General features: G+C 61.2%; 13 protein-coding genes and 1 pseudogene. 6 read left to right on the top strand and 8 right to left on the bottom strand.

Annotation, left to right across the window (positions count from 1 at the left end; genetic code table 11):
• Window positions 1-390 precede the first annotated feature (390 nt).
• The 3 genes and pseudogenes from BLL36_RS15915 to BLL36_RS15905 form a co-directional block, all read right to left on the bottom strand.
• On the bottom strand, window positions 391-711 hold the full coding sequence (locus tag BLL36_RS15915) for a contact-dependent growth inhibition system immunity protein (RefSeq protein ID WP_076952344.1): 321 nt from the start codon (window positions 709-711) through the stop codon (window positions 391-393).
• Entirely contained in the window at window positions 708-5396 is a 4689-nt protein-coding gene (locus BLL36_RS15910) for an RHS repeat-associated core domain-containing protein (protein ID WP_076952343.1), read from the bottom strand. Before BLL36_RS15910 ends, BLL36_RS15915 begins: the two co-directional genes overlap by 4 nt.
• Before the next feature lie 110 nt (window positions 5397-5506).
• Window positions 5507-5689: pseudogene (locus BLL36_RS15905) on the bottom strand (hypothetical protein); the annotation flags it as partial.
• 121 nt (window positions 5690-5810) lie between these two features.
• Here BLL36_RS15905 and BLL36_RS15900 point away from each other — a divergent pair.
• Together BLL36_RS15900 and BLL36_RS15895 are read left to right on the top strand one after the other, a co-directional pair.
• On the top strand, window positions 5811-7016 hold the full coding sequence (locus tag BLL36_RS15900) for a multidrug effflux MFS transporter (RefSeq protein WP_076952342.1): 1206 nt from the start codon (window positions 5811-5813) through the stop codon (window positions 7014-7016).
• A 78-nt stretch (window positions 7017-7094) separates the two neighbouring features.
• Entirely contained in the window at window positions 7095-9026 is a 1932-nt protein-coding gene (locus tag BLL36_RS15895) for a TonB-dependent receptor domain-containing protein (RefSeq protein WP_076952341.1), read from the top strand.
• Window positions 9027-9203: 177 nt separating this feature from the next.
• Here the strand turns inward: BLL36_RS15895 and BLL36_RS15890 are convergent, their stop codons facing one another.
• Together BLL36_RS15890 and BLL36_RS15885 are read right to left on the bottom strand one after the other, a co-directional pair.
• A complete protein-coding gene (locus tag BLL36_RS15890) occupies window positions 9204-10523 on the bottom strand; it encodes an ATP-binding protein (protein ID WP_076952581.1) in 1320 nt (439 codons plus the stop codon).
• 20 nt (window positions 10524-10543) lie between these two features.
• Entirely contained in the window at window positions 10544-11287 is a 744-nt protein-coding gene (locus BLL36_RS15885) for a response regulator transcription factor (protein WP_076952340.1), read from the bottom strand.
• A 180-nt stretch (window positions 11288-11467) separates the two neighbouring features.
• Between BLL36_RS15885 and BLL36_RS15880 the strand changes: the two genes are divergently transcribed.
• From BLL36_RS15880 to BLL36_RS15865, 4 genes are all read left to right on the top strand, one after another.
• On the top strand, window positions 11468-12334 hold the full coding sequence (locus BLL36_RS15880) for a pirin family protein (protein ID WP_076952339.1): 867 nt from the start codon (window positions 11468-11470) through the stop codon (window positions 12332-12334).
• A 166-nt stretch (window positions 12335-12500) separates the two neighbouring features.
• Window positions 12501-13946, top strand: coding sequence for a mechanosensitive ion channel domain-containing protein (locus tag BLL36_RS15875; protein WP_076952338.1), 1446 nt, complete (start codon window positions 12501-12503; stop codon window positions 13944-13946).
• A gap of 159 nt (window positions 13947-14105) precedes the next feature.
• On the top strand, window positions 14106-14624 hold the full coding sequence (locus tag BLL36_RS15870) for a sigma-70 family RNA polymerase sigma factor (protein ID WP_076952337.1): 519 nt from the start codon (window positions 14106-14108) through the stop codon (window positions 14622-14624).
• The gene (locus tag BLL36_RS15865) at window positions 14621-15529 is read left to right on the top strand and encodes a FecR domain-containing protein (RefSeq protein ID WP_076952336.1); all 909 of its coding nucleotides are present in this window, start codon (window positions 14621-14623) and stop codon (window positions 15527-15529) included. Before BLL36_RS15870 ends, BLL36_RS15865 begins: the two co-directional genes overlap by 4 nt.
• 249 nt (window positions 15530-15778) lie before the next feature.
• Here the strand turns inward: BLL36_RS15865 and BLL36_RS15860 are convergent, their stop codons facing one another.
• Genes BLL36_RS15860 through BLL36_RS15850 form a run of 3 tightly spaced genes read right to left on the bottom strand, consistent with a single transcriptional unit; the run spans window position 15779 to window position 18280 of the window.
• A complete protein-coding gene (locus BLL36_RS15860) occupies window positions 15779-16495 on the bottom strand; it encodes an ABC transporter ATP-binding protein (protein WP_076952335.1) in 717 nt (238 codons plus the stop codon).
• Window positions 16492-17313: an ABC transporter permease gene (locus BLL36_RS15855; RefSeq protein WP_076952334.1), complete on the bottom strand. Its 822-nt coding sequence runs from the start codon at window positions 17311-17313 to the stop codon at window positions 16492-16494. Before BLL36_RS15855 ends, BLL36_RS15860 begins: the two co-directional genes overlap by 4 nt.
• Window positions 17314-17323: 10 nt before the next feature.
• Window positions 17324-18280: an aliphatic sulfonate ABC transporter substrate-binding protein gene (locus BLL36_RS15850; RefSeq protein ID WP_076952333.1), complete on the bottom strand. Its 957-nt coding sequence runs from the start codon at window positions 18278-18280 to the stop codon at window positions 17324-17326.
• Window positions 18281-18412 lie beyond the last annotated feature (132 nt).

Genomic DNA, 18412 nt, shown 5'->3' with positions numbered 1-18412 from the left:
CGGCGAGTCCGTTTCTTCTAAAGATGAGCTGGGCTCGGTATATCGAATTTAATTGGTCACGGTGGCTGAGATATTTAGTTGCAGCCGGTGGGTATTTAGGTTCCCCTGTATTCGGACCTGACGTGTAGCGTTCAATAATTCCTGTCGTCGGATTTTTTTGCGGTATTCAATCGTTCGAGCTGAGATTCGAGTGTTGTTTGCGCGCCATTGATCGTTCCCACGCTCCGCGTGGGAATGCCGCCTGTGACGCTCCGCGGCCCGTCGACAGCTCAATGTGTATAGGTGACGCAAAGCGTCACGGGATGCATTACCACGCGGAGCGTGGGAACGATCAATCCCTCCATTGCACTGACTTTGGCCGCTCAAGCTCGCTCGCCACATGAATGCTTACTAGACAAGGTTCTCTTGTTTAAGTAAGTATTCATCGAATTTCACAATAATATGGTTCAGCCATGCTAGCCCGGATGTCCATTGATGTGGGTAGTGGTAATAGCAATGCTGTTCGTGTAATAAGTTGTTTCGAAGATCAGATTCAGTGGTATAGGAACTTATCAGCTCCAGAATTTCGCTTTTTACAATGATGATTGCCTCTTTATTTGAGTCTAATAAGAAAGAGCCAATGGCTTCATCAGCCGAAGAATACTCCTCTATCCAGTCTTGATGAAAGTAACCTCCAAAAAATTGTTGAAGCTCTGTCAGTGGAATATTCATTTTTCTGGGTATCCTGTCAGTAATAGATAGCCGTCTGGCATTGCAGGTCTTCTCTTTAAGACCAGAATGAATTTGTAAACGAGTATAGGCGAAGTAGTCCCTCTAATAATACTTAATCCTGTGGGTTGGCTTGAGTTTTCTTTTATTATGTGTTTGTCTTTTGTTCCCTCCAGGAATGTTAGGATTTCTTGGCGGTGGTTGCTTAGACTTTCAGAAACAAGCGCTTCTGCTTTCTCTTTACTTATGAATGTAGACGCAGCTGGGATAGCAGGTTCCAGCTCTAGCCTTGCTACCAATTGTGCATCGGTCTGTTCTACGTGCTTCCTAAGCAAATGCCCGCCTGCATTTTCATGTGCATCTAGAACTCCTCCAGGGCAATTTCCAACCGTACAACTTAATCCTAACGGATCAACCCACCCGGTCGGGTTGGGCACGTACTGGTACGCATTGATCCCACCCGCCAGCTTCACCGGATCCGGTGTCAGGTAACGACCAATATCCGGATGGTAGTAGCGATGGCGGTTGTAGTGCAGTCCGCTTTCCTGATCGAAGTACTGCCCTTGGAAGCGCAGCGGGTTGTCGATTGTGTTGATGTCGAGGCGGGTGATTTCTCCGTAGGTGCGGTAATGCGCGGACCAGACGATTTCGCCGTCCGGGGCGGTGAGTTCCTGAGGCGTGCCCAGGTGGTCGAGTTGGTAGTGGTAGGGTCTGACTTCTTTTGGACCGAAGCCTTCCAACAGCGCCAGCGGGCGGAAGCTGTCCGGTTCGTAGAGGTAACTGCGGTGTCGGTCCGCGTGGTGTTCGGCGATGAGCTTGTCGCCTTGCCAGAAAAATTCGGTGGTTTTGCCGTCGACGGTTTTGCTGATACGGCGGCCAAACGGGTCGTAGCGGTAGCTGGCGGTTTTTCCGTTGGGTTGGGTGATGCCGATCAGGCGGTGCTGGCAGTCGTAGTGGTATTCGGTGACGAGTTGTTGGCCTTTGCCGCGTCGTTCGCGGATGAGGTTGCCGAAGGCGTCGTAGTCGTAGTGGCGGTCGCCCTGGATCATCAGGCGGTTGCCGGCGACGATGTCGGGGCCGGGGCGGTCTTGCATGAGCAGGTTGCCGGCCGGGTCGTGGGCGAAGCGTTCCTGTTCGCCTTGGGAGTGGTCGGCGCGGGTTAGGTGGTTGAGTAGGTCGTAGTGGTAGTGGTGTTCGCCTTTGCGGGTGTCGTTGAGGCGTGTGAGGTTGCCGGATTTGTCGTAATCGTAGTGGCGCTCGTAAAGGTAATGTTCCTGTTGAGTGACGGCGTGGGCGTGCAGGCGCTGTTGATCGTCGTAGTGATAGTGGCTGAGGAGCTGGCCTTGTTGGCGTTGGTGTTCCTGGCCTGCCTTGAAGAGATGGGAGGTGAGTACGTCACCATTCAGTTCGACGCTGGCGAGATGGCCGCCTTTGTCATGATTGAAGGTGAGGCGGTTGTTATCCGGTAGGCGCAGTTTTTGTAGCTGGCCGCAGGCGTCGTAGCCGTAGCGCAGGGTGCCCCAGCCTTGGTGTTCGGCGGTGAGGCGGTTTTGCTGATCGTATTCGTAGGCTAAAAACCAATGGCCGTCGTCGACGCTGAGGAGATTGCCCTGGCGGTCGTAGGCGTAATCGATGATGTTGCCGTCGGGCAGGGTTTTTCTGACGAGGCGTCCGGCGTGGTCGCGTTCGTAGCGGATGATTAGCTGACTGCCGTCGTCGCCGTGTTCGGTTTTTTCTTGGAGGTTGCCGTTGAGGTCGTAGACGTAGGCGGTGCGCTGGCCGTCGAAGCCGATTTCCTGCTGGATCAGACCGTTTTTGTAGTACTGGAGTCGGTAGGTTTCGCCGACTTCGTTTTCGATTTCGGTCAGCAGCAGCCGGGCGTTGTCGTAGCGGTAGTTGACCTGGGTACCGTCGGCATTGATGCGGCGGCTGATCAGGTGCAGGCCGTCGGCATATTCGTAGTGGGTGACGTGGCCCAGTTCATCGCGTTCGGAGGTGATTTTTCCGTAGGCGTTGTAGGTATATTTACGCGTGTCGCCGCTCGGCAGGACGATTTGGATTAATCGCCCAACGTTGTTCCACTCAAATTGCGTGAGCGCGCCGTGCTCATCTTCGCGCGCAATCTGCCGGCCTAGATCGTCGTAGCGATAGCGCTTTACTCCGCCATTGGGCAACTGCTCTTCCAGCAACTGGCCGCGCGCATTCCACACTAAGCGATGACAGCTGTTATCGGGGTACCAGACCTGCGTCAGTTGTCCGTATTTGTTGTAGCTGTAGTCGGTAGCATTGCCGTCGGGATCGGTCCTGCGCGTAACGTCGCCCTGGTCATTACGCTCATATTTCCAAACCGCTTCGCCACGCCGCACCACCCGTACGAAACCGTTGTCGTGCTCGTAGGAAGTCGGTTCGTCATCCCCTGGAAACAACGCCACCAAACGCCCGGCTTCGTCGTACTGATACGCCGTGATTGCCCCGAGCGGGTCTTGCTCAACCGTTAGCCGACCTTTGTTATCGTAGGATTTGAAGTGCTGGGCGCCATCCGGGTCGATGCGTTGCACCAGTCGCGCCCGATCATCGTGGACATAGACTTCCTGGCTGCCATCAGCGTTGTGAACGACAACGCTGTCGTCATCTCCCCAGACATACCGCGTGTCCATCCGCGAAAAGCTGGCCCAATGCCGGACACACCGCGCCGCTTTGCCAGTCCGCTCCCACTCCCAGTAAAAACTCGCCCCACCGGCCAACCCACGCTTAAGAATGACGTGCTGTTCGTCGTACCGATAAACCTCACTTTCGCCGACAGCATTGGTCGCCGAAACCAGCCGTCCAAGGTCGTCATAGGCGTAGGAAACAATGGTCTGCTCCGTCACCCAGACAAACGGACCGTCGTCCACCGCCCGCTCAATCTGGTAGTCCACCGCGACGATGCGGCCCGACGCATAGCGCAAAAACAGCGAACGCCCGACGCCGTTATCCAGCCGCTCAATGCGCCCCAAAAAATCTCGGGAAATCCGCAGCCGGTTGTCATACGCATCGCTGATCGCCGTCAGCACGCCGTTGCGAAAGTGATAGAAGCGCGATGCCTGGGCCAGCACCAACTCACCTGGCAGCGCCCCCAAATAGATCGCCGCTTCCGCCAGGCTATTGGTAATCGCCGGCCGAGCAATAGTCGGCAAGGGCAGGGCAGTCGACCGATTCTCATGATCCGTCCACACCACCGAATCACCGGAAACACTAAGCCGATGCGCTAGCGAGTGACTCCAACCAAACCCCAACCCGCCATCCACTTCCACCGCACTGGTGCGGTACAACCGGGTCCACTCAAACGGCAAAATCCCGTCCAGCACACCTTCGGTCAGCGTCAGCAGCTCCTCGTCCGTGACCATCGACACCGGGCAGCCGTTGGTTGCGGTTTTATCCGAAGAATCAGCCGCATCCCCCGCCGGGTTCTTCGCAACCGCAGGCACGTCATCGACATGTTCCTGCCGCACCAACGCCGTCCGCTGGGTCTTGTTGCGAACCACCGGCACCGGATTCGAAACCAACTGATCCCCAACCCTCAACGGCACATCCGGAATCGTCCTGATCGGCGTCGCAGGCCCACCCAATAGAATCGGCTTGGCGAGCTCGGCGTGATCATCCACGCGAGCTTTGCCAAACTGCCCGGCCATGTGCTCCAGCCATCGGCGCGCACGTTGAGACTTGATGCCGCCCAGCACCTTCGTACTCATCCGCACCGCCATGCCCATCCCGGCAGTGGCGAGGCCCAGCAACAGGTTGATCAATACTTCAGCGGTGATTTCCCCGAGCAATTCGTTCATGTAAGGCGGCGGCAACATCCGCATCCAACTGACCATTGCCGCCAGGTAGATAAACAACAGCGGTTCATCGCTGAGCACCAAAAGGCCCTTGGCCAGGGTGTCCGCGCCGAGACTCAGCAGCTTGTCCAATTCCTCCTGGGACAGGTAATGCAGCAGCTGTTCGGCATGCCCCAACGGGTCGGCAAGCCACTGGGCCAACTGCTTGAGGTTGTCCCATAGCGAGTACAGCGCTTCGCCGAACCCACGCGCGTAGGCCTGATGCAGCGAGAGGTAGCGCTTGAGGAAGTTGGCTTCGGAATAACCCTTCCACAGCGGTGCGAAGGTGGTGGCCCATTCGCTGCGCAGCCAACCTTCCAGCGGGGCAATAACCGATTGATAGGAGGCGTACAACGCTTTGAAATGCGCTTTGGAAACATCGGGGTAGAAACTGACGCGGTAGCGCTGGTTGCGATCGCACTCCGTGATTTCGAGAATGCCGCTTGGGCCGATGGTCTTGTGGATCGGCTCGCCCAGAGGGCCGCCGTCGGGGTCGATGCGCTGCACCATCACGGGCGTATTGCCAATGGGCACGAACCGTGAACTCTGGAACATATGCACCAGGGCCAGCGTGCCGCTTGCCGGGCAGGTCGCGACGGTGCTGCTGGGGATAATCGAGCGGTTGATCGGCGCCACCAGCGCCACTCCATCCCCAACCTTGAAGACCTGTTCGATAGCCAATGCCGAAAAGCTGAAAAAACTCTCGGCCCAGGCGTCGTAGTGGTTGAGGCAGCGTTTGAAGTCGCTGAGAACGGATTCGACGTCCCGCGTCTTCGAATCCATCGTGGCCAGCACCAAGTAGCCAATGGTTTGGCCGGTTAGCTGGATCATGAAGCAGCCCCGTTAACCGGGGCACTGACACGTAAAACCATCTGCAATCCCTCGCACTGTGTATTCAGGCGAGGGACTTTGCAGCGCTTTGCGCAGGAGAGGAGTAGAGCTTATCCGGCGGTTATGTGGGACGTTTCGACAACTTTCGTCTTCTCCCGGCCCAGCACCACACTGCCCAGCGCCAGCAAAAACAGCAGCGTCAGCACCGTGCCCACCAGCACGCCACCAGTCAGCACAAAGGCCAGGGACGACCAGAACACCGACAACGTCAGCGGGATGAACGCCAGCGCGGATTCGGGACAAGGCACCGACGTATGGCTGATCGGCGCCGAGCGGACAATAAAATTATGGACATAATTTTTCGCGCATATTATGGTCGAAATATAACTTAATCCAGCCTCACGGATGTTCCCTATGGCAAACGCCCCGGCCCCATCGCGCAGCTTGTTGTTTTTACTGGTGGCCCTGACGGCGCTTGGAGAGGTTTCGACCCAACTGATCATTCCCGGCCTGGGCGCGATCGAGCAGGCGCTGGCGGCGCCCGCCGGTTCCGCATTGATGGCGTTGTCGGCGTTCGTCGCAGCCTTTGGCCTGGGGCAATTGCTGTTCGGCCCGCTGTCGGACCGGATCGGTCGCCGCCCGGTGCTGATCGGCGGCCTGCTGCTGTATGTGGTGGCGACCTTGTCGATGCTGCTGGTCCACGACATTTACCAGTTCATCGCCGCCCGTGTGCTGCAGGGCCTCGGCGCCTGCGCCGCGCTGGTGCTGGCGCGCACGGTGGTGCGCGACGTGTGGAAGGCCGAAGCGGGGCCGGCCCTGGCGCTGACCATGATCGGCATGCTCTACGCCATTGTGGTGGCGCCGATGGTCGGCGGGCTGCTGATCAAACTCTTGGGTTGGCGCGCGCCGATCATCCTGGCGCTGGTGATCGGCAGCGTGGTGTTGCTGCTGGCCGTGTTGGTCTTTCGCGAGAGCAACCACTACCTCGATCCCAAGGCGGGCCATTGGCGCACACTGGGCGGGCAATACCTGGACCTGCTCAAGGGCCGCCAATACCGCGCGTTCGCCGTGGCCCTGGCGTGCACCTATGGCGCGATGTTTGCGGTGATCGCCGGGTCATCGGCGGTGTTTATCAACCTGCTGGGGTTCAGCAGCCTGGAATATGGCATCAACTTCGGCCTGATCGTGTCGATGCTGATCGTCGGCTCCACTTATACCCGACGCAATATCATGCGCCTGGGGCCGCAGCGCATCGTATCGATGGGCGTCGCGCTGGTGGCCTGCGGTGGGGGGCTGGCGGTGGTCATCTATGCGCTGTTCGGCCTGTCGGCAGTGGGCCTGGATATTCCCATCGCCCTGGCGACCCTTGGCGGCGGCCTGGTTCTGCCCGGTTCGGTCACCGGCGGCGTGATGCCCAATGCGCACCGCGCGGGGCTGGCGGCAGGACTGATGGGCTTTTCACAGATGTTTGGCGCCACCTGCAGCGGCCTGTTGTTGAGCCAGCTGCGCGACGGCAGTGCTGCGCCGATGATCATCATCCAGGGGGGCTTTGCGGTGATGGCCTTTGTCGCCTTTCACCTGTTGCGCGAGCGGCGTGCGGCGTGGGTGCCCAGCGTCTGAGTTGTCACACTTTGTCCAAGTTATTCGGGGCTGGATGATTACGATTCTCTTTTGAGTCCAATCCTAAGGTCCATGTCGATGCTTACTGCTTTTCGCTTCTCACCCCTGGCCCTGCTGGTTGCGGGCAGCCTCAACGCGTCCGCCGATGAACCCCTGGCACTTAATGATGTGGTGGTGACGGCTTCCGGCTTTGCACAAAGCGTCGAGGACGCCCCGGCCTCCGTCACCGTGATCGACGGCGAAGCGCTGCGGCGCAAGTCCTACCGCGACCTTGGCGATGCGGTGCGCGACGTGGAAGGCGTGACCGTCAATGGCGGCGCGAATGAAACCGACATCTCCATCCGTGGCATGCCGGCCGACTACACCTTGATCATGGTCGACGGCAAACGCCAGAGCGCGCGCGAATCGCGGGTCAATGGCAACAGTGGCTACGAGCAAAGCTTCGTGCCGCCGGCCGCCGCCATCGAGCGCATCGAGGTGGTGCGCGGGCCAATGTCTTCGCTGTACGGGTCGGATGCCATCGGCGGGGTGATCAACGTGATCACCCGCAAGGTGTCGCCGACCTGGGGCGGTTCGCTGGGATACGACTATTCGGCACGCCAGCACAGCGACCAGGGCAACGCGCGCCAGACCCAGTTCTACCTCAGCGGCCCGCTCAAGGAAGACTTCCTGGGCTTGCAGGTGTGGGGCCGTTACCTGGATCGCCAGGCCGACGATGACATCGAACAGACCAATGGCTTCAGCCAGGCCGACCACCGTGACCTCACCGCACGCCTGGCATTCACGCCCACTATCGACCACGACATCCTGCTGGAAGCCGGTGCCACGCGCTTGAAAAACGGCGACGGCATGAGCGCCAACTGGGCCACGCGCGAGCAGGAAAACAACCGCGACCACTGGTCGCTGTCCCATCAGGGTCGTTGGGGCTGGGCCACCTCGGACGTCGCCTTGTCCCAGGAAACGTCCAGCCGCGAAGGCAAGGCCACTGTCGCACAAACCGACATCTACGGGCGCAAACCCGAGATCAAGAACACCGTGTTCGACGCCAAGCTGGTGGTACCCACCGCGCATAACGTCAGCACCGTCGGCCTGCAATGGAATGAAAGCGAGTTGACCGACTGGAACCAGGGCCTGGGCGACCGCGTCGATTATAAGTTTTCGGTCGTGCAAAAGGCCCTGTTTGCCGAGAACGAGTGGTCGATGACCGACAGTTTTGCCCTCACCACCGGCCTGCGCCTGGACGAGCACGAAAAGTACGGCGCACACCTCAGCCCACGGGTCTACGGGGTATGGCGCGCCTCCGAACAGTGGACGCTCAAAGGCGGGGTCGCCCGTGGCTTCAAGGCGCCGGAATTGCGTGCGGTCGTCGAGGACTATGCCTACCTGCGCCGCAACCGCTTCGTGATGTTTGGCAACCCGGACCTCAAGCCCGAAACCAGCACCAACTACGAAGTTTCGGCGCTGTGGAGCAACCGTGACGACCTGTCGGGCGGCGTCACGCTGTTCTACAATGACTTCCAGGACAAACTTTCCACCGTCACCACCGACCGGCGCTGGAACAGCTACACCATCATGGAGCGGGTCAACGTCGACAAAGCGATCATCCAGGGCGTGGAGCTGAATGGCCAGTGGGACATCAACCCCAGCGTGCTGCTCAAGGCCAATTACACCTACACCGATTCGGAGCAAAAAAGCGGCGCCAACAAGGGCGCGCCGCTGGCCCTCACGCCCGAACAAAAAGCCAATGTGCGCAGCGAGTGGACGATCAATGACCGCACCCAGGCTTGGGTTTCGTTGAGTTACTACGGCGAAGAAACCGGCAACACGATCACCGACGAACCGGCGCCGGGCTACACCACCGCCGACCTTGGTGGTTCGTTTGACGTGAACGATTCGCTGACCCTCAACGCCTCCTTAAACAACCTCACCGACAAGCGCCTGGACGATGAAACCTACGGCACGGTGAACTATGGTCGTACGCTGTGGATGGGCGCCACGCTCAATTTTTAAAGCCTGGGTATCTACACAACTTTTTCAGCGGTGTGCGGTGAGGGCGCTTGCTCCATCCTTTCTGTGTCGGTCCCGCTCAAAATGTGGGAGCTGGCTTGCCTGCGATGCAGGCACCTCGGTACATCAGGCACGCCGAGTTGATGCCATCGCAGGCAAGCCAGCTCCCACAGGAAAGCTTCAAAGCGCCGCCGGCAATCGCACCACCGCGCACAGGCCGGCCGGTGCGCGGTTCTCCAGCACCAGCTCACCGCCATGGGCCTGGATGCACGAGCGTGCAATCGCCAGGCCCAACCCCACGCCGCCGTCGCTGACGCCGCGCTGCACGAACGGTTCGAACACCTTGTTCAGCCAGTCCTCGGGCAAACCCTGGCCGTGGTCGAGAATCTCGATGCGCAGCCAACCGCCGTGCTCGCGCAGCAGGTGCAGGCTGGCATCGCCGGCGTGGTGCAGGGCGTTGTCGATCAGGTTGGTCAGCGCCCGTTTGAGCGCCAACGGCCGACACGTCACCTGCAGCGGTGGCGCGCCCGCCCAGGTGACGGGCTGCTGCAAGCGCTGGTAACGCTTGGCCAGGTCATCGAGCAGCGCGCTCAGTGAAATTGTTGTGGTGTGTTCCTGCACCGCGTCGTCACGCACGAAGTTCAAGGTTTCGCGCACCATCGCGCTCAACTCGCTGAGGCTTTCGAGCATGTCATCGCGGGCCGCGCCGGGCTCCAGCAATTCGACCTGCAGGCGCAGTTCGGTGATCGGCGTGTTCAAGTCATGGCTGACCGCGGCGAGCATCCGCGTGCGGCCTTCGACATGCCGGGCGAGGTGGGCCTGCATGGCATTGAAGGCGACGGTGAGTTCGCGCGCTTCCTGCGGGCCCTGTTCGGGCAGCGGGGCGATCCATTCACCACGGCTCACCCGCTCAGTGGCCTGGGCCAGTGTTTTGATCGGGCGCACCACCCGAGCGATAAAAAACATCACGATCAATAGCACCGGCAGGGTGGTGACCGGCAGGCTGTAGGCCAATACGCGGCCCCATTCATAGGCGCCGGCAGGAAACTGCACCGCGTTCAGGTAGCTGCCATTGGGCAGTGCGATGCTGCTGCGCAGGCGTAACGGTGCCCAGCCGGCGGGGCTGAACAGATGGGTGCGAGCATTGGCGCCGCTGATGCGCTCCAGTTGCACGCCGATGGCCAGCGCCTCATTCAGATGCAGTCGGCTGCGCAGTTCGTTGGCCAGCCGCTGTTCTTCGGGACGCAGCTCAAAGGGCGCCACCTCCGGCGTTGACGCCATCCAGAAACGCGCGCCAGCGCTGCCCATGGCCGCCAGCAGATGCGCGGTTTCGGCGGGCGGCAAATCGACGGCGGCGTGATGGGCAGTGCCCAGGCGTTCCAGGCTGAAGCTGCGCGATAAGGGGTGGATCAGGCTGCCGGTGCGTTGCAGCACCAGCATCGCAATCGCGTTCGACGCCAGCAGCGCCAATAACAACAACAGGCTCAACTGCCGCGCCAAGGTGCGCGGCCATAGTCTGCTCAGGGCGCGCATTCGCTGACCTCGGCGGCCAGCAGGTAACCTGCGCCCCATATGGTGCGCAGCAGGTCCAGCGCTTCATCGCCCTGGGCCAGTTTGCGGCGCAGGCGGCTGACTTGACGATCGATGGCGCGGTCGCTCACGTCGCTGTCGGCGGCGGCGGTGAGATCGATCAGGCGTTCGCGGGGCAACAGGGTATTGGGATGGGCGAGAAAGACCTGCAGCAAACGACTTTCAGCGGTACTGAGCTGGATGGCCGGGCTGCCGTCGCGGCACAGCGTGGCGCCAATCACGCTGAAATGCCAGCCGCCGAAGCGATAGGCGCGCGCACTGCGGCTGGCTGCGGCAGGCCTGGTATGACGACCCTGGCGGCGCAGCACACTGTTGATGCGCGCCACCAACTCGCGGGGCTCGAAGGGTTTGGTGATGTAGTCGTCGGCCCCCAGGTCCAGGCCGCGCACACGGTCGGCGGCGGTGTCGCGGGCGGTCAACAGGATCACTGGCACGTTGCCGCGCCGATGTAACTGGTTGCACAGTTCAAAGCCATCGCCATCGGGCAGCAGCACGTCCAGCACCACCACGTCGAACGCCTGGGTCTTGAGCAATTGCCACATGCCGGCCGCGTCCTCGGCGGTGCGCACCTCAAAGGTGTGCCGGCGCAGGTAAGTGGCCAGGGGCTCGCGGATTTTTCGGTGGTCATCCACTACCAGCACGCGAGGCGCGGCAGGCGCAGGGGCAAATGGCATTGCGGCACTCGACAGGTTGAGCGGGAGAGGGCGGATATTACTACGAGTCATTATCATTAACGCTGTTTTTGTAAACGTGTTGCGGTCTTGCGTTCCATCAGTGGAACGATCAAGGTCATTTTTGCCCTCTAGCGCCGAATTACCCTGGGATTTAAGGTGTATGCACTTTGGAGGACCACCATGAAAAAACTCATCGGCATCTACACCAGCCCTCGTGCCCATTGGGTCGGCGACGGTTTCCCGGTACGCACGTTGTTTTCCTACGACTCGATGGGCAAGCACATCAGCCCATTCCTGTTGCTGGACCACGCCGGCCCCGTAGATTTCACCCCGACCGAACAACGTCGCGGTGTTGGCCAACACCCCCATCGCGGTTTTGAAACCGTGACCATCGTCTACGACGGTGAAGTTGAACACCGCGACTCCACCGGCGCCGGCGGCAAAATCGGCCCTGGCGACGTGCAATGGATGACCGCCGCCAAAGGCATCCTCCACGAGGAGTTCCACTCCGAAGCCTTCGCCCGTAGCGGCGGGGTCATGGAAATGGTGCAACTGTGGGTCAACCTGCCGGCCAAGGACAAAATGGCCGAGGCGGGTTACCAGACCCTCGTCGACAGCGACATCCCCGTGCTGCCGCTGGCCAACGACGCCGGGCACCTGCGCCTGATCGCGGGCGAGTTTGCCGGTGCCCGTGGGCCGGCCCGTACATTTACCCCCATTGATGTATGGGACTTGCGCCTCAACGCAGGCCAACCCGTGACCCTCGACCTGCACCAGGGGCGCAACACCGCCCTGGTGATCCTGAGCGGAACCGTGCGGGTCAACGGCGAGGAGGTCGCCCGCCAGGGGCAACTGGCTTTGTTCGAGCGCGACGGCACCCAACTGACCCTGGCGCCCGACGAAGATGCCAAAGTGTTGCTGTTGAGTGGTGAGCCTATCGACGAGCCTATCGTCGGTCACGGGCCGTTTGTGATGAATACCGAGCAGGAGATTCATCAGGCGTTTGCCGACTTCCACTACGGCCAATTCGGGCGGATGGACGCCTGACGGCTCGGCACAAAACCCTGTGGGAGCTGGCTTGCCTGCGATAGCGTCAGCGCGCTGTGACTGATACACCGAGGCGTGCGCATCGCAGGCAAGCCAGCTCCCACATTTTGTTTCCAGCATTCGCGTTTCATGCGATCTTCCCGTCATTCGCCCTGGAGTCGCCTGGATGCCCTCATTTATCGCTGATCACCCGATGCTGTGCGCCCTGGCGCTGATCTTTATTGACATCGCCGTGTGGCGCCTTATTTCCGCCGACCTCGCCAACTGGAAGCTGGCGGCGCGGTTGGTGATTTTTGCCGTATTCAGCGCCGTGCTGTTCAACGACGGCATGAACCCCATGCAGCTTGCGCCTTATGCGGACGACACGGCGCTGCACCTGGCGGCCACCGCCTTGCAGATCGGCTGGTGGCTGTTTGCAGCGCGTACGCTGACGGTGTTGCTGGGTGCGCTGATGATGCAGCGGGTCGGGCATACCGGGCGGCTGCTGCAGGACCTGATGGGCGCGGTGATCTTCCTGATTGCGATCATTGCCGCCATGGCCTACGTGCTCGACCTGCCGGTCAAGGGTGTGCTCGCAACGTCCGGCGCCGTGGCGATCATCGTCGGCCTGGCGTTGCAGAGCACGCTGAGCGACGTGTTTTCCGGGATCGTGCTCAACACCACCAAGCCCTATCAACTGGATGACTGGATTTCCATCGACGGCACCGAAGGCCGGGTGACCGATATCGACTGGCGCGCCACGCGCCTGCAAACCTCCCAGGGCAGCATGGCGGTGATTCCCAATTCGCTGGCGGCCAAGGCCAAGATCATCAATTTCTCGCGGCCGGCGGATATGTTCGGCTTGGCGGTAAGCGTGCAGGTCAGCCCCCATGCGCGTCCGCAAACGGTGATCGAGGCGCTGGAGCGGGCGATGCAAGGTTGCCGGCCGCTATTGAGCAAGCCCGCGCCGAGCGTGGCGTTCAAGACCTCCGCCAGCGGCGGTGTCGAATACGAAATCAGCGGGTTCGTTCCGGCGATGCCGCTCAAGCGCGAAGTCCGCAACCAACTGTATGACCTGGCCTTCCGGCACCTGCAGGCGGCAGGCGTGAGTCTGTTATCGGCCACCGAAAGCGCTACCCCGACGCAAACGTCACGGGCGCGGGCGCTGTTGGATAATTCGACGATTTTCTCCACCTTGCGCCAGGAGGAAAAAGACACTTTCAGCCAGAACATGACCCTGCACACCTACCGTGCCGGCGAGATGATTTTGCCGGCGGGAGAGGTCAGCGATCATTTGTTCATTGTGGAGTCCGGCGTGGTCTCGGTGATGCTGACCAAGGGCGGGCACACATTCGAAGCCGGGCGCATGGGGCCGGGCGAGGTGATCGGCGAGGCGGGCATCCTGACCGACCAGGCCGCGCTGGCGGACTTTTGCGCCAAGACGTTCTGCACCCTGTACCGCATCGAGAAGGAATACCTGACGCCCTGCCTGGACGCGCGCCATGACATCGGCGATGCGATGAAAAGCTTGCTGGACTTCCGTATTCACGCCGCGCAAGCCTTGACGGAGGAGGCGCCGGCGGTGCCGGTGAAGAAGGGATTTTTGCAGTGGTTGCGCAGGCGCGGGCTCTGACGAATGTGTCGGACCTGGCAACGCTGCCGTGAGCGGGCAGGTGTTTGAGGCAGAAGCGCCCATATAAACGCAACGTTGAAAAGATCATGGTGTGTCGGCACGATATTAAATAGAATGAATCTCATTTGAGACTCACTCGCGCCGTGCAGGTCGCTTGCTATGAATGATGCTGTTGTCCCGTCCCACGTCCCCGAACTGACGTTGGCCAGCCTGTACCGCGACCATCGCAGCTGGCTCGAAAGCTGGTTGCGCCGGCGCCTGGGCAATGCTTGGGATGCCGCCGACCTGAGCCAGGATACGTTCCTGCGCGTGCTTGCCAGCGCGCAGCCGATTGCGCAGATGCAGGAGCCGCGGGCGTACCTGGTGACGGTGGGCAAGCGCCTGCTGGTGAATTTTCATCAGCGGCGCAGCCTCGAACAGGCCTACCTGAATGCCTTGGCAAACCTGCCGCAAGCCTGTGTGCCGTCGCCCGAACAGCGCTGGCTGGTGCTGGAGACCCTGCAAGCCCTGGATGAACTGCTCGATGGCTTGCCAGCGCTGGTGCGCCGCGCGTTTCTCTGGAGCCAATTGGAAGGCCTGGGCTATCGGCAGATAGCCGAACGTCTTGACGTGTCCGAACGCACGGTCAAACGCTATATGGCCCAAGCCTACGAACATTGCCTGCTGGTGGACCTGTGAGCCGTGACGTCGCCCGCGCCGCTGCCCAGTGGCTGGCGCTGCTTGAGTCCGGTGCGGCCACCGAGCGTGATCACGCCGCGCTGCAACACTGGCGTGACAGCCACCCGCAACACGAACAGACCTGGCAGAAAGCCCAGACCTTGCGCCAGCGTTTCAGCGACTTGCCCCAGGCCCTGGCGATGGCCAGCCTCGACCGCCCGCAACCGGGGCGCCGCGCCGTGCTCAAGCGTGCCCTGGGACTCGCGGCATTGGTGCCGACCGCCTGGCTGATCAGCCGTCAGTTGCCCATCGAGGCATGGCGCGCCGACCTGCACACCGCGACCGGCGAGCGCAAGCGCATGGCGCTGGACGACGGCGGCAGCCTGCAACTCAATACCGCGACGGCGGTGGACGTGGACCTGGCGCAGCGACGCATCACGTTGGTGGACGGCGAATTGGCGCTTGATGTGCCTGGTGCAGCGCCGATGACTGTCCAGACCCGCTACGGCGAGTTGAAGGTCAGCCAGGCGCAGGTGTGTGTACGGCAACTTGCCTCGGGTTGCCTGGTGTCTGTGCTCCAGGGCACGGTGCAGGTGCGCGATCTGGGCGGGCAAGCGGCGACCTTGCAAGGGGGTCAGCAAGCGCGGTTGAAAACTGGCGGGCTGGGGGCGTGGGTACCGTTCGACGTGCTGCAACCGGGCTGGCGCGACGGCGTACTCACTGCGCAGAACCAACCGCTGGGGGATTTCCTGCGGGAGCTGCAACGCTATCGGCCGGGCGTTCTGCGCTGGGAGCCCAGCCTGGAAGCGCTGCGGGTTACCGGAAGTTTTCGCTTGGACGACACCGATCGCATTCTCGACTTGCTGGCCTCAAGCCTGGGGTTGCGTGTACAGGCGCGTACCCGGTATTGGGTCACACTTTCCTGAGGTGCCCAAGATCAAAATGTGGGAGCGAGCAAGCCCGCGAATGCGGCCTGTAGTGAGCGGGCTTGCCCCGCGCTGGGTGGCGAAGCCGCCCCAGACCAGGCGACTCGGTTCTACCTGGAGGTCGGTGGTGTTTTTATTGGGGCCGCTTCGCAGCCCAGCGCGGGGCAAGCCCGCTCACTACACACTGCATTCGCGGGCTTGCCCGCTCCCACACTGATCCTGCCTTGGTTTGAAAAAGTATTCGTGCTTTCAAATTACGTGGGCACGTTGCAGCTCGGTCAAGGCCAGTGCCTTGAGCTGCGCCAGCACCGGATCCCGCCTATCCCTGGGGTGCGGCAATCCCACGGCGAGTTCCTGGCGAATACTGCTGGGCCGGTTGTCCATCACCAGCACCCGGTCACTGAGGTAAAGCGCCTCGTCTACATCGTGGGTCACCAACAGCAGGGCGATGGCATGGTGTTCGGCCAGTTGCAGCAGCAAATCCTGCAGCTTCATGCGGGTGAACGCATCCACCGCGCTGAACGGTTCATCCAGCAGCAATACCTGCGGGCGCGAATACAAGCCCCGTGCGATGGCCACCCGTTGCGCCATGCCGCCGGACAATGCCTTGGGTAGCGCCTGGGCAAAACCCTTGAGGCCGACCTCCTCGATCAACTGCGTCACCCAGGCCTTGTCGTAGTGGCTGTCATCAGTGAAACCGATGTTCTGCTCCACCGTGAGCCAGGGCATCAGCCGCGGTTCCTGGAACACAAAAGCGACTTCACCATCGGGGCTGCGCAACTCGCCCTGGAAGTCTTTCTCCAGCCCGGCGACGATCCGCAGCAAGGTGCTTTTGCCGCAGCCGCTGGGGCCCAGCAGGCTGACGGCTTCGCGAGGTTGCAACGCCAGGCGCACCTCGTTCAGCACCGTGGTGTGGGCAAAGCTCTTACGCGCCACGTGAATGTCCAGCAGCGGTTGCGCGCTCATTGTCCGGCTCCCTGGAAGGTATCGCGCCAGGCAAGGCAGCGCTTTTCCAGCGCTGCAAGCAGGCCATCGCTGATCTTGCCCAGCAGCGCCAGCACGATGATCGCCGCCAGCACGATATCCGGCCGCGAGGTTTCCCGCCCATCGCTGAGCAAGTAACCCAGGCCCTTGGTGGCGGCAATCAATTCGGCCGCCACCAGAAACATCCAGGCCAGGCTCAAGCCACTGCGCAATCCGGTAAACAGGCCGGGCAGGGCGGCAGGCAAAAGGATGCGGCGCACCAGGCGCCGCCGACTGAAACCGTACATTTGCCCGACTTCCACCAGCTTGCGGTCGATATCGCGAATGGCCGCGACGCCATTGAGGTACACCGGGAAAAACGCGCCAATCGCGATCAGCACGATCTTCGAGGTTTCGTCGATGCCCAGCCACAACAGCAGCAACGGCACCCAGGCCAGGCTCGGGATCGAACGCAGCCCGGCGAAGGTCGGTTCCAGATAGGCTTCGGCCTCACGGCTCAAGCCCACCCAGGCGGCAAACACCAGCGCCAGGCCGCCGCCAATGGCAAAGCCCAGCAGCACCCGGCCGAGGCTGGCGCCGATGTGTTTCCACAGCGCGCCTTCGGCGAGGTCTGCCAGGGTCACGGCGATCTCGCTGGGCGCCGGCATCTGGTACGACGGCAGCCAACCCACGCGAACCACCACTTCCAGCACCAGCAGGATCACCACTGGCACCACGAGGCCCTTGAGTCGCCTGGGCCAGGCACTGCGGTGGATAACCACTGGCGCGGCTAAGGGCATTGCTTGGCTCTTGCTGGTCATTTCGCAGTCCTTACTGGCTGAACGTAGTGTCGATCAACTGATCAATCACCTGGTCCACATTGACCCCTTTGCGCACCAACGCTTCGGAGACCAGGATCGGTGCGGCCGCCTTGGACGACGCCACGTCCTTGGCGCTCAAGAACGGCGTGCTCAGGTCGGTGCGCGAGAGCTGCAGCTTGGCCACTTCCAACGGCAAGCCGGACTCGTCAGCGAGCAGCTTGGCGAACTCCTCCGGGTGCTTGACCGCCCAGTCCCGCGCCTTTTCATAGGCGCCGAGCACCTTGGTGATGGTCTGCGGATGGGCCTTGGCGAACGTCTCGGTAACGCTGACTACGCCGTAGCTGTTGAAGTCCTTGTTACGGTACAACAGGCGCGAACCGGCCTGGATTTCGCTGGCCGCCATATGCGGGTCGAGACCGGCCCAGGCGTCCACGTCACCTTTTTCCAGGGCTGTGCGACCGTCCGGGTGTTGCAGGTGCACCAGTTCCACGTCGTCCTTGTCCAGCCCGGCCGTTTGCAGGCTGCGCAAGGTAAACAGGTACGGGTCGGTGCCTTTGGTGGCGGCGATTTTCTTGCCCTTGAGATCGGCGAGGCTCTTGAGCGGTGAGTCTTTGCGGACCACCAGGGCTGTCCATTCGGCACGGCTATACACATACACCGATTTGATCGGGCTGCCGTTGGCGCGGCTCAGCACCGCGGACAGGCTGGCGGAAGAGGCAAAGTCCACGCCGCCACTGTTGAGGTACTCCAGGGAACGGTTGCTGCCCTGGCTCAGTACCCAGCCCACCTTGGAGTGCGGCAAGGCTTGTTCCAGCCAGCCAAAATGCTTGAGCACCAGGCTGACGGGCGAGTAGTAGGCGTAATCGAGATTGACCTCGGCAGGGTCGGTTTCAGCCGCGTGCGCCAGGGGTTGCAGGCACAGGACGAGCGCACAGGCGCCCAATAGACGTTGGGTGAAGGGGTTCATGAAACAGCTCCGACAAGGCAGTGAGAGAAGGCTTTTTCTTATATTCAGAAAATGAAACGGCATGCTCCATCATGCTCTTATGGAATATGCAGTCTCTGTGCCAGCTGGTTCGTGCACGTATTTACGGGGCTT

This window comes from Pseudomonas cedrina subsp. cedrina, assembly GCF_001983175.1.
In the GTDB taxonomy this organism is placed as follows: domain Bacteria; phylum Pseudomonadota; class Gammaproteobacteria; order Pseudomonadales; family Pseudomonadaceae; genus Aquipseudomonas; species Aquipseudomonas cedrina.
The sequence above is the reverse complement of the archived record's forward strand: the minus strand, read 5'-3'. Positions and strand labels throughout refer to the sequence as shown.

What these genes read in the sequence shown, in the direction of transcription:
- BLL36_RS15915 (WP_076952344.1), bottom strand. Translation starts at nt 711, where the DNA reads ATGAATATTCCACTGACAGAGCTTCAACAATTTTTTGGAGGTTACTTT.
- BLL36_RS15910 (WP_076952343.1), bottom strand. Translation starts at nt 5,396, where the DNA reads ATGATCCAGCTAACCGGCCAAACCATTGGCTACTTGGTGCTGGCCACG.
- BLL36_RS15900 (WP_076952342.1), top strand. Translation starts at nt 5,811, where the DNA reads ATGGCAAACGCCCCGGCCCCATCGCGCAGCTTGTTGTTTTTACTGGTG.
- BLL36_RS15895 (WP_076952341.1), top strand. Translation starts at nt 7,095, where the DNA reads ATGCTTACTGCTTTTCGCTTCTCACCCCTGGCCCTGCTGGTTGCGGGC.
- BLL36_RS15885 (WP_076952340.1), bottom strand. Translation starts at nt 11,287, where the DNA reads ATGCCATTTGCCCCTGCGCCTGCCGCGCCTCGCGTGCTGGTAGTGGAT.
- BLL36_RS15880 (WP_076952339.1), top strand. Translation starts at nt 11,468, where the DNA reads ATGAAAAAACTCATCGGCATCTACACCAGCCCTCGTGCCCATTGGGTC.
- BLL36_RS15875 (WP_076952338.1), top strand. Translation starts at nt 12,501, where the DNA reads ATGCCCTCATTTATCGCTGATCACCCGATGCTGTGCGCCCTGGCGCTG.
- BLL36_RS15870 (WP_076952337.1), top strand. Translation starts at nt 14,106, where the DNA reads ATGAATGATGCTGTTGTCCCGTCCCACGTCCCCGAACTGACGTTGGCC.
- BLL36_RS15860 (WP_076952335.1), bottom strand. Translation starts at nt 16,495, where the DNA reads ATGAGCGCGCAACCGCTGCTGGACATTCACGTGGCGCGTAAGAGCTTT.
- BLL36_RS15855 (WP_076952334.1), bottom strand. Translation starts at nt 17,313, where the DNA reads ATGACCAGCAAGAGCCAAGCAATGCCCTTAGCCGCGCCAGTGGTTATC.
- BLL36_RS15850 (WP_076952333.1), bottom strand. Translation starts at nt 18,280, where the DNA reads ATGAACCCCTTCACCCAACGTCTATTGGGCGCCTGTGCGCTCGTCCTG.